Here is a 14,975-nt window from a genome sequence, read left to right as displayed (position 1 = left end):
CCAATCATTGGGGGGTACATATGCCCAGTGTCGAAGTCCGCGGCAACTCGATCCGCGTCAAATGGTGGAACGGCACGTACAAACTCGGCGACGACGGAAAACCCACAAAGAAGAAGCTGTATGACTCAGCTTCAGGGCCTGAGCCGGGCGTTTCATTCGAGGACGAGGACGAAGCCCACAAGTACGGCCTCGACCGCGAATACGAGGTCCGACACGGCAAGCACATCCCGCACGCCTCCAGCAAGACGCCGATGGACGAGTACGCCTGGACTTGGTACAAGGCCGCAGACCTGCGCCCTCGCTCCCTCGACGCCTACAAGTCGATGATCAAAACCGTCATTGCCCCAGACTGGCAAGGCCGACCCGTCGGGGAAATCACGCCCATCGAATACGAGCGCTGGAAAAACAGTATTGAGCGCCGGTACTCGGACAACTACGCAGCACAGCTCTGCGGCCTCTTTCGCACGATGATGGTCGACGCGATGACCAAGTACAAACTGCGCGCTGACACACCTATCGTCACGCACAGTCGACGCGGCAGGTACACGAAGAAGAAGGTCCGGCGCGAGAAAAAGCATCTGCCCATCGAGCCTATTCACCAGCTCGCCGTCAACGCGCACACCGTATGGGGCTACACCGGTTGGGCGTACATCTGGACCCTCGCCTTCACCGGCATGCGCCCGCCCGGCGAAATGTACGGCCTCCAGCGCGGCTACGCCTCCCCCTACTGGCCGGCTTCCGAACCCGACGACGAGCGGCGCGAGGAAGCAGCATCCCGCTATGGGACTCGGCTGCATGCCCTTCGGGTCCAGCATCAGGTGTACCGGGTCGACGGGAAGCCGATGCTGGCCGGCCCGAAGTACGAGTCACACCGCACGCTGGTGATCCCGCCGTTCCTGCATCACATGCATGAAGCGGTGCTGGCGAGCCATGACCAGCCGTTCGTCTTCACGTCCATGACAGGGCGTCCACTGGTGGGCACGAACTTCAACCGGGACTACTGGTATCCGATCCGCGATGGAGCGGACGAGCGGACCGGGCGCAACGCCCGGCCGAAGGTGCCGGCCGTGCCCGAGATGGCCAAGCAGGACATCTACCGCCTGCGGCACTGGCACCGTGCGCTGCTGGACGAGCCGGGCGCCGACATCCCGAAGGTGGCCAAGGAGGGGCGCTTGGGTCACGAGCTACCCGGCATGGAGGGCGCCTACAGCGAGGTGACGCTCGCGATGGAGGAGCGGATCGTCAAGTACCTGCAAGAGGTGTGGGAGAAGAGGGTCGTTGCGGCTGGGCTATGGATGCCCTCGTTTCCCATCCGTCTCCCATTGGCAGCGGGTGAAGCAGCATCGCCGCTGTTCAGCTCGTTGCCGGTACTTGATGGATAGTCATCGTGTCCATGATGACGCGGCCGGCGTTGGCGGTGTCGGTAAGCGCGCCCCACGCCCGGATGAACTCACCGCGCGGGTTGTACCGCCGCGTCAGGGAGTCAGCGGCCCGTATCGCGCCCATACGCCACTCGTCGTCGCCGGTCAGACGCCAGGCGGTGACCCAGGAGGGGTAGAAGAGGAAGCCGAGGTCGTGCGTGCTCGTGTCGCTCTGGCGGGGGGCCAGGTTCCGGGCCGACTCGACGGCCCGGGCACGGAAGGAGTCGTCGCCGCTGTACAGGTACGCCATCCACAGCGTCCCGGGCCAGAAACCGCCCACCCAGTCCCCGCCGCGCGAGTACGTCCACTTCTCGAACCTGGTGCCGACCGGGAAGCCGGTCACGCGGGGCGCGACGGCGCGGACCTTCGCCACGGCGTAGTCCGCCGCCGCGGTCAGCGTCCGCAGGGTCGCCGCCGCAGGCCGGCCGCTCTCCGTCGCGGGTGCCGCGGACGCCTCCGCGGCCGGCACCAGGGCCGCCGCACCGGCCGCCGTGGCCAGCAGCGCACGCCGGGAAACGCTCATGCTCGCCCTCCAACTCCGCCGTCTCAGCGAGAAGTTGGCTGAGCTTGGCACACACGCGCGGCACATGTACACCCACATGGGTGAAGTTCATGTCCATGAACTCTTCTGGTCCGTGGTCGATCATCTGACAGGATGAGGCGAGGATCTTGCCGACCGAGGGGGCAGCATGGCCGATCACTGGGTGAAGCTCCAACTGGACCTGGCCTCGTTCGACGCACCGCGCTTCCAGCCCTACGTGGAACGCTGCCGCGCGGCGGGCATCCGCTTCGCCACTCTCGCCGAACTGGGCGACACACCGGAACACCGGCGGGCCCTGTACGAGCTGAACAAGGAGTGCTCGGCGGACATCCCGGAGCGCGGGGAGTTCTACTCGTACGAGGAGTACGCCGAACGGCGTTTCGGCTCCGCCGGCTACGACCCCCACGGCGTGCTGATCGCCCTGGACGGCGACGCGTGGATCGGCATGGCGGCCACGTCGGTCCACCCGGACTTCGTCTTCAACGAGATGACCGGGGTGCGGGCCGCCTACCGGGGCCGCGGCATCGCCATCGCCATGAAGACCCTCGGCATGGCCTTCGCCAGGCAGCGCGCGGCGACCACGGTCCGGACCTTCCACCACCCCGCGAACGCCGGTGTCATCGCCATGAACCGCAAGATGGGCTTCGTGGACGCGACGTTCTGAGCCGGCCGCCGCCGCCCGCGCGAAGGCCGGCGCACCGGGCCCTTCGGTAAAGCGGTCGAAGTGCTTCGCGATGTGCTGTTGGCTTGCGGGCATGGAACTCTTCCAGCGCTCGTGGGCCGCCCTGCGTGCGGCGGTCGCCGGGCTCGCCGACGAGGACTTCGCGCGGCCGTCCGGCTGTACCGGCTGGCTCGTCCGGGACCTGGTGTGCCATCTGGTGATCGACGCCCAGGACGTGCTGATCACCCTGGTGACGCCCGCCGCGCGGGAGCCGACGCACGACGCGGTGAGCTACTGGCACGTGACGGACACCCCGCCGGCCGGTGACGATCCGCTGGACGCGCTGACGGTCCGGCTGGCCGCCGCGTACGAGGAGCCGGAGCTGCTGAAGTTCCATCTGGACGACGTCGGCGCGGCCGCCGGACGCGCGGCGGGCCTGGCCGATCCAGGGCTGCGGGTGCGCACCCAGGACATGGTCCTCACCGCCGGCGACTACCTCTCGGCGTACGTCCTGGAGTGGACCCTGCACCACCTGGACCTGATCGCGCACCTGCCGGGCGCGGCCCGGCCGCCCGCCGAGGGCCTCGCCCGAACGCGCGCCGTGCTGGAGGAGATCGCCGGGGCGCCCTTCCCCGTGTCCTGGTCCGACGAGGAGGCGCTGCGGATCGGCACCGGCCGCCGGGCCCCGACCCGCGCCGAACGCGCCGAACTCGGCGACCCGCCGGCCGGACGGCTCCCCCTGGTGCTCGGCTGACCCCCTCCCGCGGGCCCTGTCACCCGCTGCCGCACAGCGGGTAGAAGGGCGCCGGTCCGGCGTGCGGGAGGCGGGCCGGCGGGTGGTAGCCGGTGGCCCCGGCGTCCGTGGTGTACTCGCGGGTGTCGGACCCGAGTCCGGTGCGCGGGCCGCCGAGCCGGGCCTGGAACACATACACGCCGTCGCCCGCGTAGGTGTAGGCCGCCAGGTCGGGGTACCGGTCGTGGTTGTAGTCGGCCACGGCGATGTCCTGGGTGGCGCCCAGGTCGAGCCGTACGGTACGCCGGCTGCGGCCGGTGCCGGAGAAGGGCCCGAGCCGCAGTTCGGCCACGCGGGGCGGGACCGGGTCGTCGCCGCCCTGGGTCCGCCCCGCGACCACGACCAGGTCGCTCCAGCCGTCCCGGTCGAAGTCCGCGACGACGGCGCGCACATACTGCTGCCGGCCTCCCGGACGGTCGGCCAGTCCCCGCGCCGGGACGGTCCGTTCGCGAGGAGAGCCGGTGCCGAAGGCGATGGACAGCCGGGCGCCGCGGCGGGAGGGGTCGGTGATCCGGTCCGGGCGGCCGTCGTTGTCCACATCGGCGATCAGGTCACCGGAGCCGGTGAGACAGGCGGTGACGGCGGAGGGGCCGGCCGGGCGCGGCGGGGGCTTTCCCAGGGAGTCCTCGCATCCGGCGCAGAGCAGCAGGCCGGCCAGGACCAGGGCCGCACGCACAGGCCGCCCCGGCCCGGGTGTCCCGGTGTGCCCGCGCTCCGCCGCCATGAGGAGGCATCGTAGTCATCCCGCCCCGCAGGCACGGGAGCCGGGGCGTCTTCCCCGGCACCATTGACATCGAGGACGGGTCCTCTACCGTAGACCCCCGCACAGCATGTCGCACAGCATTCGATATCTCGAACCGACCTCGCGAGGGCGGCGCACGGGACACGTCACCCTCTGCCATCGACATGCGGAGGACTTCGTGACCCCCTCTCTCGGCAGACGGTCCTTCCTCACCGCGGCCGGTGCCGCGGCGGCCCTGACGGCAGTGGACGGCACGGCCGCCCACGCGGCGCCGGGCACCGCCGGACCACCGCGCCGGCCCGCCGCCGCCCGCGCGGTGCCCTTCCCGCTCACCGCGGTGACCCTGCTGGCCGGACCGTTCCGGGACAACCAGCGCCGCAACTCCGCCTATCTGCGCTTCGTCGACATCGACCGGCTGCTGCACACCTTCCGGCTGAACGTCGGCCTGCCCAGCACCGCCCGGCCGTGTGGCGGCTGGGAGGCGCCGGACGTCGAACTGCGCGGCCACTCCACCGGCCACCTGCTGTCCGGGCTCGCCCTCGCCTTCGCCGCCACGGGCGAGAGCGCGCTCGGCGACAAGGGCCGCCGGCTGGTCGCCGCGCTGGCCGAGTGCCAGGCCGCGTCGCCGTCGGCCGGGTACGGCCGGGGCTATCTGTCGGCGTTCCCGGAGGACTTCTTCGACCGGCTGGAGGCCGGCACGGGGGTCTGGGCGCCGTACTACACCCTGCACAAGATCATGGCGGGCCTGGTCGACCAGTACCGGCTGGCCGGGAACGGCCAGGCACTCGACGTGGTCCTCGGGCTCGGCGCGTGGGTGGACGCGCGCACGGGCCGGCTGAGCCCCGCGCACATGCAGCGGGTGCTGGAGACCGAGTTCGGCGGCATGAACGACGTCCTGGCCGATCTGCACGCGGTCACCGGCGACACCCACTGGCTCCAGGTCGCCGAACGCTTCGTCCACGCCCGGGTGTTCGACCCGCTGGCCGCGGGCGAGGACCGGCTCGCCGGACTGCACGCCAACACCCAGATCCCGAAGACGGTCGGCGCGGTACGGATGTGGGAGGAGGGCCTGGCGGACCGCTACCGCACCATCGGCGAGAACTTCTGGCGGATCGTCACCGAACACCACTCGTATGTCATCGGCGGCAACAGCAACGGCGAGGCGTTCCACGGACCCGACGTCGTCGCCGGTCAGTTGTCCAACGCGACCTGCGAGAACTGCAACAGCTACAACATGCTGAAGCTGACCCGGTTGCTGCACTTCGCGGACCCGGACCGCGCGGACCTGCTCGACCACTACGAACGCACCCTGTTCAACCAGATGCTGGGCGAGCAGGATCCGGACTCCGCGCACGGCTTCAACATCTACTACACCGGCCTCGGCCCGGGTTCGTTCAAACAGCAGCCGTCCTTCATGGGCACGGACCCGGACGCGTACTCCTCCGACTACGACAACTTCTCCTGCGACCACGGCACGGGCATGGAGACACACGCGAAACTCGCGGACACCGTCTACACCCACGACGAACACCGGCTGCTGGTCAACCTGTTCATCCCGTCCGAGGTCCACTGGCGGGAGAAGGGCATCACCTGGCGGCAGACCACCCGGCTGCCCGACACCTCCTCCACCGTGCTCACGGTCGCCGCCGGGGCCGCCGCCCACCAACTGGCCATCCGCATCCCCGGCTGGGCCCCGGGGGCGCGCGTCCGGCTGAACGGCCGCATCCTGCCGGACCGGCCGGCGGCGGGCAGCCGGCTGACCCTGGACCGCCCATGGCGCACCGGCGACCGGGTCGAGGTGAGCCTGCCGATGCGCACCGTCCTGGCGGCCACCCCGGACGACCCCGATGTCACGGCGGTGCTGCACGGTCCGGTGGTGCTGGCCGGTGCGACCGGCGACACCCCCAGCCGGTGGCTGCCCCGCCTGGACACCTCCACCGTCCGGCGGACCTCGACCGATCCGCTGCGGTTCACGGCCACCGCCGACGGCAGGACCGTCACCCTGCTGCCGCTCGCCCGCATCCACCACCAGTACTACGACGTCTACTGGCTGACCGGCCAGGCCCCGCCTCCGCCGCCGGAGTTCGCCGTCTGGCACCGCTTCGACGAGACCTCCGGGACCACGGCGGCGGACGCCACCGGCCACGGACGGACCGCGGCACTCGCCGGCGGCGCCGCCTGGACACAGGGCCGCACCGGCGGCGCCGTCGCCCTGGACGGCTCGGGCGCCCATGTGCTGCTCGCCGAGGACCTGCTGGCGGGCGCGTCCGCCTACTCGGTGGCGGCGTGGGTACGGCTGACCGGGCAACCGGCCCTCTGGAGCCGGGTCTTCGACATCGGCACCGGAGTCGGCGCCAACCTGTTCCTCACCCCGCTCAGCGACGCGGGCACCCTCCGCTGGGCGATCACCGCGGGCGGCGGTGGCGCGGAGCGGCGCATCGACGCCGGACCGCTGCCGGCGGACCGGTGGGTCCACGTGGCCGTCACCTACAACTCCGGCACCGCCGTGCTGTACGTCGACGGCCGCGAGGCGGGCCGGAACACCGACGTCACCGTCGAGCCCCGCGACTTCGGCAATCACATCCGCTGCGGCTACCTCGGCCGCTCCCAGTACCCGGACCCGTATCTGAAGGGAGCCGTGGACGACTTCCGGGTCTACGGCCGGGCCCTGGCCCCGGGCGAGGTCGCGGTCCTGGCCCAGGACTGAACAAGGCGGACACATGGCTCCACCGCCGTGTCTGTCGTCACGAAGGGTGAGAACGGGTTAACTCACCCGTATCATCCAGGTGTCGCACCACAAGCGGAGGTAGGTATGCCGGAAACCGCGAGGCCCGTCACGGAATTGGCCTCTCAGTACGTCAGCCAGGTGACCAAGGACCTGGAGCACAACGTCCACGAACAGGAGCGCGTCACCGCCGAGATCGCATCGCTCCAGGAGCGGTTGGCCGCTCTTCAGCACGACCACGCCATCTTGCAGAACATGCAGCAGGCGCTCGGCATCGCCGCGTCGGCCGGTGGCGCGGTCGTACCCGCTCCGCGCCAGAAGAGCGGCGACGCGCGGCGCCCCGACGCGAAGAAGCCGGCGACCAGGAAGCCGGCCGCCAAGAAGCCGGCGACCGCAAAGGCCGCGACCGCGAAGACCACGGCCGGGAAGACCACGGCCGGGAAGACCACGGCCGCGAAGACGACGGCCGGGAACACGACAGCCGCGAAGACGACGGACGCCAAGACGACCGCCGGGAACACGGCAGCCGCGAAGACGACGGCCGCGAAAACGGCGGACGCCAAGACGACGGCCGCGAAAACGGCGGACGCGAAGGCGACCGCCGGGAACACGGCGGACGCGAAGGCGTCCGCGGAGCCGGCGCAGCCGACGCTCGTCGAACTGGTCCGCCGGTACCTGGCCGAGCAGAACGAGCCGCGTTCCGCCGCGGAGGTCGCGGAGGCGCTGGGCCGGGCGCACCCCGAGCGGGCGGTGCAGACGAAGGTCGTACGCACCACGCTGGAGAACCTCGTGGCCCGCAACGGCGCGCACCGCTCCAAGCAGGGCTCGTCCGTCTTCTACACCGTGGTCACCGAGCCGGCTCGGGAGACGCCCGGGGACGCGGAGGGCACCGAACCCGCCCAGTGAGTCCCGACGCCTCCCGCCGGGTCCTCGCTCAGGCGGACGGCCCCTCGGCTTCGCCGAAGCTGGCGAAGTAGGCGGCGGCCATGTCCTCGTGGGCGTGGCCCTGCGCGGCGGCGCGCTCCAGGCGCTCGGCACTCGCGGCGGCCACGTCCAGGCGTACGCCGTGCTCCTCGCCCGCCCGGACGATGAGCCGGGCGTCCTTGGCCGCCGTCGCCACCGCGAACTGTGCCGGTGTCAGCCGGTCGTCGAGGATGAGCCGGGACTTGGCGCGCAGATAGCCCATGTCGAGCGGGCCGCCGTCGATGGCGCCGAAGAAGTCGCCCGGGTCCACACCGAGGGCCTTGGCCAGGGCCAGTGTCTCGCCGGCGGCGGCGGTGACCGCGACGACCCAGCTGTTGGCGACCAGCTTCAGCCGGGTCGCGCTGCCGGCCGCGCCGTCCTCGCCGGTCCACACGGTACGGCTGCCGATCGCGTCGAACACCGGGGTGACGGCGGCCCGGTGCCCGGCCGGTCCCGCGGCGAGGACCAGGAGCTGCCCGGCCTCGGCGGGCTGCCGGGTGCCGAGCACGGGCGCGTCGAAGAACACCAGGCCGTGTGCGCGGGCGAAGTCCGCCAGGTCACCGAGGGCCTCGGTGCCGGCGGTGCTCGACTGCACCCAGGCGGTGCCGGAGCGCAGCGCGGGGGCGGCCTCGCGCAGGACATCGAGGGCGGCCGGGCCGTCGTGGAGCATGGTCAGGACGACGTCGGCGCCCTCGACGGCCTCGGCGGGCGTGCCGGCGACCCGCGCGCCGTCGGCGGCGAGCGGTTCGGCCTTGGCGCGGGTGCGGTTCCAGACGCGCACGGTGTGTCCGGAGCGCACGAGGTTGCGGGCCATCGCGGCACCCATGATGCCGGTGCCCAGGACGGTCACGGTGAGGTTGTCGGTCATGTCGTCGACTCCTGGAGGGTTGCGGCGGATCGGCGGCCGGCGGACACGTCTCCCGGGTGCGGGTACGGCTCCGGCCCCCGCACAGATCTTCCACCAGCCGGGCCCGTGGCCCCGCACGCCACCCGGGTCCGGGACACCGGCTCCCGCGCCGTCGCGCCGGCAGGCCGCGTACGGTGGTCCGGTGACTCAGGTGATCGTTCTCAACGGTGGCTCCAGCGCGGGGAAGTCGGGGATCGTCCGCTGCCTTCAGGCCGTACTGCCGGACGCCTGGCTGGCGTTCGGGATCGACGCGTTCGTGGACGCGCTGCCGCCGAGGCTGCGGGACGCGGACGGCGGGATCGAGTTCGCGGCGGACGGCGAGGTGGTGGTCGGCGCGGACTTCCGGACACTGGAGGAGGCCTGGCGGGAGGGCGTGGCGGCGACGGCCCGCGCGGGCGCCAGGATCGTCGTCGACGATGTCTTCCTCGGCGGAGCCGGCTCCCAGCGGCGGTGGCGGAAGGCCCTGGACGGACTCGACGTGCTGTGGGTCGGCGTCCGCTGCGACCCGGAGGTCGCCGCGGCACGGGAGACCGCCCGCGGCGACCGGATACAGGGCATGGCCCTGATCCAGGCCCACGCGGTGCACGAGGGTGTCTCCTACGACATGGAGGTGGACACGACCCGCACCGAGTCCCTGGAGTGCGCACGGACCATCGCCGCACGGGTGACCTGACGGACACCCCGTGATGTGCCTGAACCACGGTGCCCGCGCCCCGGGAGCCGAGGCTCCCGCCGACTCCCCCGGACGCCCCGCGCAGGCGGGCTGACGGACGGACCCACCTGTACGACGGGCCCACCGGGACGTGCCCCCGCACCGACCACCCGGCCGCTCGCCCCGTGCCGAACCGTCCTCCCCGTACCCACCGGCCCGGCCGGACGACCCGACCCGGCCCACAGGCAGGCCCCTGCAAAGCCACCGAGCCCGCCGGAACACCGGCACCCGCCCCGGCAGCCCGCCGCTCACACCCCGTCGGGGCCCTCCTCGCCCGTGCCCGCCGGCTCGGTCGGGCGGCCCGGACCCGGCCACGGTGAGACAGCCCCCGGGTGCGGCGGCCAGACCGGCGGCACCACGTCGTCGGCCGGCGCGTGGTCCGGCCCGGCCTGTGGCGCGGGCGCACCGGTCGCCGGGCGGCCCGGCCCCGCTTGTGGCACCGGATGTGTGGCCGCCGGGTGTCCCGTCCAGTCCGATGGCACGGCGGCACCGGCCGCCGGATGAGCCCGGTGCGGCGGAAGCGGGACGCCGGTCGCCGGGTAAGCCGGCCGGTTCGGCGGGAGCGGGGTGCCGGTCGTCAGGGGGGCCGGCCACTGGCCGGGGGCCATGGCGTACGGGTGGGCCGGGGGCGGTGGCGCCGGGGCGGTGCGTTCCAGGGGGCGGTGGCGCAGCCACCATGTCACGGCCGCCGTGTAGAGCGCGATGCCCGCGACATCGAGCAGCACCGTCTGCCAGCCCGCGTCGGCCGCGGTCTCGTCACTGGCGAGCCCGTCCACGACGGCGGCCGAGATGCCGAAGGCGAAGAGGTTGTTGACGGCGTGCAGGGCGATGGATGCCTCCAGTCCGCCCGTCCGCCAGGTCAGCCAGCCCGCGCACGCCGCGAACACCAGCAGGTCGGCGAAGCCCCACGGGGTGCCCCAGCCGTGGGCGGCCGCGAACAGCACGGCCTGCGGCACCAGCGCGGCCCACGGCGAACGCAGGAACGCCCCCGCGGCCTGCGTCAGCCAGCCGCGGAAGACATACTCCTCGGCCGCCGCCTGCAACGGCACCAGCACCACCAGCACGGCGAGGGCCCGCGCGAACTCCGGCCCGCCCACCCACTCGCTCCGCGCCTCGCCGCCTTCCTCGGGCAGCAGGAACATGCCGCCTGTCGCCAGGGCGAGGACGGGCACGGCGGTCAGCACGCACAGGCCGAGCCAGCGCCACCGCAGCCGCCCGGTGACCGAGGAGACCGAGCCCGCCGGGCGGCGGCCGGTCCAGCGCACCGTCAGCAGCAGGACGGGCAGGCCCACCGCGATCGACAGCAGGTCGACCGCGGTGCCCGGCACCGGGCCGAACTCCGGCCAGCCGTCGGCGTCCGCGGGATAGCCGAGGGCCGTGCCGAGGACGGCGGAGCACAGCAGGAGGACGAGCACGGCGAGCACGTAGGCCACGGCCACGACCAGCGTCCCGAGCAGCGGGCGCCACCACCGGTGGTGCGGCGTGAGACGGGCCAGACGGTGGTACGGGAGTCGCTCGGCGAACGGCGGCTGTGTCATGCCGTCAGCCTGCCGAAAACACGGAGGTGTGCCATCGGCCCCCGGCAGGAGCGGTGTCTCTATCCCTGGTTGGGGAAGGACCTCCTCCTCGGGGCCGGTGCCCGCCACACGGACCGGCCTTTACGCTCGTCGGCGACATGGAGACGATACGCAACTGGCTGCTGCCCCTGCTGCTGGCGACCGGGCAGGGCGTCCTGCTGTGGCCCGGGGTGAACCCGGACGGCACCCCCGGCCCGCTCGCCCTGGCCGCCGTGGTGGGCGCGCTGGCCGTGGAGACGGCCGCCCTCGGGTGGCGCCGTACCGCACCGGTGCGGTCGCTGGCCGGCACCCTGGCCGCCCTGGCCCTCGGCGGACTCGCCTGGCCGGACGGCTATGCGGGCCTCGGCTCGCTGATCGCCTTGTACTCCGTCGCCGTACGCTGCCCGGTGTCGGTGACGGTGCGGGCGCTGGCCGCCGCGGTGGGCGTCGAATGGGTGGGAGCCGCGGTGACGGAGGGCCTGCGGGCCCCGCTGCTGTCCACGATGGCCGTCTCCCTGGGCACGTACGTGCTGTGCGCGGGGCTCGGCGAGGCCCGGCGCCAGTGGCTCGCCGGCCGGCTGACCGCCGCCCGGCGGCTGGCCGGGGCCGAGCAGGCGCGCCGCCTGGCGGGCGACGAGGAGCGCCGGCGACTGGCCCGGGAACTGCACGACGTGAGCGCCCATCACCTCACCTCCGTCGTGGTGACCGTGGACGCGGCGCTGCGGCTCCGGGACGACCGGCCCGATCTGGCCGCCGAGGCGCTGGCGTTCGCCGAGCGTACCGGCACCGAGACGCTCACGGCGCTGCAACGGCTGGTGGGGCTGTTGCGGGACACCGGCCGGCCGGACCACCGGCCGATGAGCGGACGGATCGAGGAACTCGTCGCGGGGTTCGGCCGGCTGGGCCGCCCGGTCACCGCGCGGATCCCGGACGACCTGGCGGGCCCGGCGGCCGAGGCGGCGCACGGCATCGTCCGCGAGGCCCTGACCAACGCGCTGCGGTACGCGCCCGGCGCCGCCGCCCGGGTGGTCGTCCGGCGGGTGGACGGGCTGCTGGAGGTGACGGTGGAGAACGCGCCGCCGCGCGTCGCGCCGCAGACGGCCGGCGGACTCGGCGCCGGGCGCGGCGTGGCCGGGATGCGGGAGCGGGCCGCCGCGGCCGGGCGGCGAGCTGACCGCCGGGCCCACGCCGGAAGGCGGCTGGCGGGTGCGCGCGACGCTGCCCGACGGTGCCGCGTCGCCGCGGCCCGAGGAGGCCGGCTGGCGGCGTGACGTCCTGCGCGAGCAGCGGTTCGCCGATCCGGCGCTGGCGCTGGCCGCGACGCTGCTGCCGGTGGCGTGCGCGCTGGCGCTGACGGAGGACTGGCCGGCCGCCGCGCGGCGGGCCGTGCTGCCGACGCTGCTGGTGGTCTGCGGGCTGCTGGTGCTGCACGCGCTGCCGCTGCTGTGGCGCAGGCGGGCCCCGTGGACGGTGTTCGGCGCGGTGCTGGCGTCGGCCTGGCTGGGGCCGGTGGCCGTCGTCGCGGTGCCGCTGCCGTCCCAGGTCGCGCAGTTCCTGGTCGCCGGCACGCTCGTGGAGGCACTGGCCGTGTACGCGGTCGCCGCCTACGGTTCGGGCCCGGGGCACACCTGGCCCGCGCCGGCCGTGGCCGCGCTCGGGACGGCCGGTGCCGTGGCGGCCCTCGCGTGCGCCGACGGCATGGTGGCGGGTGAGCCGGCGGGCCCGGCCGAGGCCGTCCTGCTGCCGTTCTTCCTGTCCGTCCTGCTGGCCCCGGTGTTCGCCGCCGTGTGGGGTGCCGGGCTGCTGGTGCGCCGCCGCCGGGTGCGGGCCCTGGCCTACGACGACTTCGCGTTCGCCAGCTCGATGTGGCAGGCGGACCGGGCGGCCGAGGCCGAACGGCAGCGGCTCGCGGCCACGTTGCGCGAGGCGGTGCCGGCGCACACCCGGGCGCTGGTCGGCGCGGCCCGCCGGGGTGAACTGGCCGAGGTCGCGGACGCGGCCAGGGCGGCGCTGGCCGCGATGCGGGAGATGCTGCACGGCCTGGCGGACGGCGGCGACGCGGGACCCGGCGGTCCGCTGGCGCCGTCGCCGTCCGCCGCCGACCTCGACGCCCTGTGCCGGGCGCTGCGCCGGGCCGGCCGGGAGGTACGGCTGCGGGGGCTGCCGGAGGCCGCCCGGGGACTGCCGCCGTCCACGCAGGTGTCGGTGTACCGGATCGTCGAGGCCGCGCTCGGCGCGGGCGATCCCGGCCCGGCGCGGGTGACCCTGCGGCGCCGCCGCGGCACCCTGCGGATCACGGTGAGCGGGGTCCGGCTGGCCGTCGCGGGCCCGGTCGCCGAGCGGCTGCGGGTGCAGGTCGCCGCCGGGGAGGGACGGATGGTGTGCGAACCGGCCGGTACGCTACGGGTGTCGTTGCCGGCCGGGGCCTTCGCGGCCCCCGTCCAGGAGGTGTCCCCGTCGCCATACGCGTGATCGTCGTCGACGACCAGGCCGTGGTCCGCGCCGGATTCGCGGCCATCGTGGACGCCGAACCCGATCTGACCGTGGTGGCCGAGGCCGGCGACGGGGCGACGGCGGTGTCCCTCGCCACGGCCCGGGAGGCCGACGTGGTCCTGATGGACATCCGGATGCCGGGCATGGACGGGCTGGCCGCCACCCGTCTGATCACCGCGTCGCCCGGCGGGCCGCGGGTGCTGGTGCTCACCACGTTCGACCTGGACGAGTACGTGTACGAGGCGCTGCGCGCCGGGGCGTCCGGGTTCCTGCTGAAGGACGCCCGGCCCGACGAACTGCTGTCCGCGATCCGGGTCGTCGCGGCCGGCGACGGCATCCTGGCGCCCGCCGTGACCGGCCGGCTCATCCACACCTTCGCCCGCGGCGCCCCGCCGCCGCCCGCGGCCGGCGGGCCGCTGGGCCGGCTCACCCAGCGGGAACGCGAGGTCCTGCTGAAGATCGCCTCGGGGCTGACCAACGCCGAGATCGGCGCCGAACTCGGGGTCACCACGGGCACGGTCAAGAGCCATGTCAACGCCCTGCTGTCCAAACTCCAGCTGCGCGACCGCGTCCAGGCCACGATCCTCGCCTACGAGACCGGCCTGATCAGCCCGCGCGGCCACCTGACGGGCTGACCCGGCCGGCCGGAAAGGTCGATGTCCGTTCACCGCCGGTGCTTCCCGCGCACCGGCGGTGAGATGGACACATGACTTCACGAGAGAACCTCAATGGCAGGACGGCCCTGGTCACCGGCGGCGGCCGGGGCATCGGCGCGGCGACGGCACGGCGGCTGGCCCGGGAGGGCGCGGACGTGGCGCTGACCTATGTGCACGACAAGGACGCGGCCGAATCGGTCGTGCGGGACATCGAGGCGCTGGGGCGGCGGGCGGTGGCGCTGCGTGCCGACTCGGCGGACGCCGAGGAGGCGGCGGACGCGGTACGGCGGGCCGCGCGGGAACTGGGCGGGCTGGACGTGCTGGTGGGCAACGCGGCCGTCGGCGTCATGGCACCACTTCAGGACCTGACCCTCGCCGATGTCGACCGGGTCCTCGCCGTCAATGTGCGCGGGCTGTTCCTGGCGGCCCGGGCCGCCGCCGGCCTCATGGGCACCGGCGGGCGGATCGTCACCGTCGGCAGCTGTCTCACCGCGCGGGTGCCGGGGCCCGGGGCCACGCTGTACGCGATGAGCAAGTCGGCCGTGACCGGGCTGACGAAGGCGCTGGCGCGGGAGCTGGCCGGGCGCGGCATCACGGCGAACGTCGTGCACCCGGGCCCGACCGACACCGACATGAACCCCGCGGACGGCCCCCACGCCTCCGGTCAGGCGGCCATGACCGCGCTGGGCCGCTTCGGCACGGCCGAGGAGGTGGCGTCCATGGTGGCGTTCCTCGCCGGACCGGAGGCGGCCTATGTGACGGGTGCGGAGTTCTCGGTGGACGGCGGCTACGCGGCCTGAGCCGG

General features: G+C 73.8%; 14 protein-coding genes. 10 read left to right on the top strand and 4 right to left on the bottom strand.

Annotated features, from left to right (window positions below):
- Window positions 1-20: 20 nt before the first annotated feature.
- Entirely contained in the window at window positions 21-1,382 is a 1,362-nt protein-coding gene (locus tag SCK26_RS34635) for an integrase (protein ID WP_318205320.1), read from the top strand.
- Here the strand turns inward: SCK26_RS34635 and SCK26_RS34630 are convergent.
- The gene (locus tag SCK26_RS34630; RefSeq protein ID WP_318205319.1) at window positions 1,354-1,944 is read right to left on the bottom strand and encodes a hypothetical protein; all 591 of its coding nucleotides are present in this window, start codon (window positions 1,942-1,944) and stop codon (window positions 1,354-1,356) included. The two genes, SCK26_RS34635 and SCK26_RS34630, sit on opposite strands and share 29 nt — an antisense overlap.
- Before the next feature lie 166 nt (window positions 1,945-2,110).
- Here SCK26_RS34630 and SCK26_RS34625 point away from each other — a divergent pair, with 166 nt between their 5' ends.
- Window positions 2,111-2,626 (top strand): GNAT family N-acetyltransferase, encoded by a 516-nt coding sequence (locus SCK26_RS34625; RefSeq protein ID WP_318205318.1) that lies wholly within the window; start codon window positions 2,111-2,113, stop codon window positions 2,624-2,626.
- A 91-nt stretch (window positions 2,627-2,717) separates the two neighbouring features.
- Entirely contained in the window at window positions 2,718-3,377 is a 660-nt protein-coding gene (locus tag SCK26_RS34620; protein ID WP_318205317.1) for a maleylpyruvate isomerase N-terminal domain-containing protein, read from the top strand.
- Between the two features lie 19 nt (window positions 3,378-3,396).
- On the opposite strand, the gene SCK26_RS34615 is transcribed toward SCK26_RS34620, so the two are convergent.
- Window positions 3,397-4,092, bottom strand: coding sequence for a VCBS repeat-containing protein (locus SCK26_RS34615; protein ID WP_318205316.1), 696 nt, complete (start codon window positions 4,090-4,092; stop codon window positions 3,397-3,399).
- Window positions 4,093-4,336: 244 nt separating this feature from the next.
- Here SCK26_RS34615 and SCK26_RS34610 point away from each other — a divergent pair, with 244 nt between their 5' ends.
- Together SCK26_RS34610 and SCK26_RS34605 are read left to right on the top strand one after the other, a co-directional pair.
- Entirely contained in the window at window positions 4,337-6,865 is a 2,529-nt protein-coding gene (locus tag SCK26_RS34610; RefSeq protein WP_318205315.1) for a beta-L-arabinofuranosidase domain-containing protein, read from the top strand.
- 105 nt (window positions 6,866-6,970) lie between these two features.
- Window positions 6,971-7,789 carry a hypothetical protein gene (locus tag SCK26_RS34605; RefSeq protein WP_318205314.1) on the top strand — a complete coding sequence of 273 codons (819 nt, stop codon included), beginning with the start codon at window positions 6,971-6,973 and terminating at the stop codon, window positions 7,787-7,789.
- Window positions 7,790-7,817: 28 nt separating this feature from the next.
- Here SCK26_RS34605 and SCK26_RS34600 read toward each other — a convergent pair whose 3' ends face one another.
- Window positions 7,818-8,714 carry an NAD(P)-dependent oxidoreductase gene (locus SCK26_RS34600; protein WP_318205313.1) on the bottom strand — a complete coding sequence of 299 codons (897 nt, stop codon included), beginning with the start codon at window positions 8,712-8,714 and terminating at the stop codon, window positions 7,818-7,820.
- Between the two features lie 190 nt (window positions 8,715-8,904).
- Here SCK26_RS34600 and cpt point away from each other — a divergent pair, with 190 nt between their 5' ends.
- Window positions 8,905-9,426 (top strand): chloramphenicol phosphotransferase CPT, encoded by a 522-nt coding sequence (gene cpt / locus SCK26_RS34595; RefSeq protein WP_318206155.1) that lies wholly within the window; start codon window positions 8,905-8,907, stop codon window positions 9,424-9,426.
- A gap of 287 nt (window positions 9,427-9,713) precedes the next feature.
- On the opposite strand, the gene SCK26_RS34590 is transcribed toward cpt, so the two are convergent.
- On the bottom strand, window positions 9,714-11,003 hold the full coding sequence (locus SCK26_RS34590) for a CPBP family intramembrane glutamic endopeptidase (RefSeq protein ID WP_318205312.1): 1,290 nt from the start codon (window positions 11,001-11,003) through the stop codon (window positions 9,714-9,716).
- Between the two features lie 137 nt (window positions 11,004-11,140).
- Here SCK26_RS34590 and SCK26_RS34585 point away from each other — a divergent pair, with 137 nt between their 5' ends.
- From SCK26_RS34585 to SCK26_RS34570, 4 genes are all read left to right on the top strand, one after another.
- Complete coding sequence (locus SCK26_RS34585) at window positions 11,141-12,292, top strand: sensor histidine kinase (protein WP_318205311.1); 1,152 nt, start codon at window positions 11,141-11,143, stop codon at window positions 12,290-12,292.
- The gene (locus SCK26_RS34580; RefSeq protein WP_318205310.1) at window positions 12,228-13,493 is read left to right on the top strand and encodes a hypothetical protein; all 1,266 of its coding nucleotides are present in this window, start codon (window positions 12,228-12,230) and stop codon (window positions 13,491-13,493) included. The genes SCK26_RS34585 and SCK26_RS34580 overlap by 65 nt, the downstream gene beginning before the upstream one ends.
- Window positions 13,490-14,149 (top strand): response regulator transcription factor, encoded by a 660-nt coding sequence (locus tag SCK26_RS34575; protein WP_318205309.1) that lies wholly within the window; start codon window positions 13,490-13,492, stop codon window positions 14,147-14,149. The genes SCK26_RS34580 and SCK26_RS34575 overlap by 4 nt, the downstream gene beginning before the upstream one ends.
- 71 nt (window positions 14,150-14,220) lie before the next feature.
- Complete coding sequence (locus SCK26_RS34570) at window positions 14,221-14,970, top strand: SDR family oxidoreductase (RefSeq protein WP_318205308.1); 750 nt, start codon at window positions 14,221-14,223, stop codon at window positions 14,968-14,970.
- Window positions 14,971-14,975: the final 5 nt, after the last annotated feature.

It is taken from the genome of Streptomyces sp. SCL15-4, assembly GCF_033366695.1.
Taxonomy (GTDB): domain Bacteria; phylum Actinomycetota; class Actinomycetes; order Streptomycetales; family Streptomycetaceae; genus Streptomyces.
The sequence above is the reverse complement of the archived record's forward strand: the minus strand, read 5'-3'. Positions and strand labels throughout refer to the sequence as shown.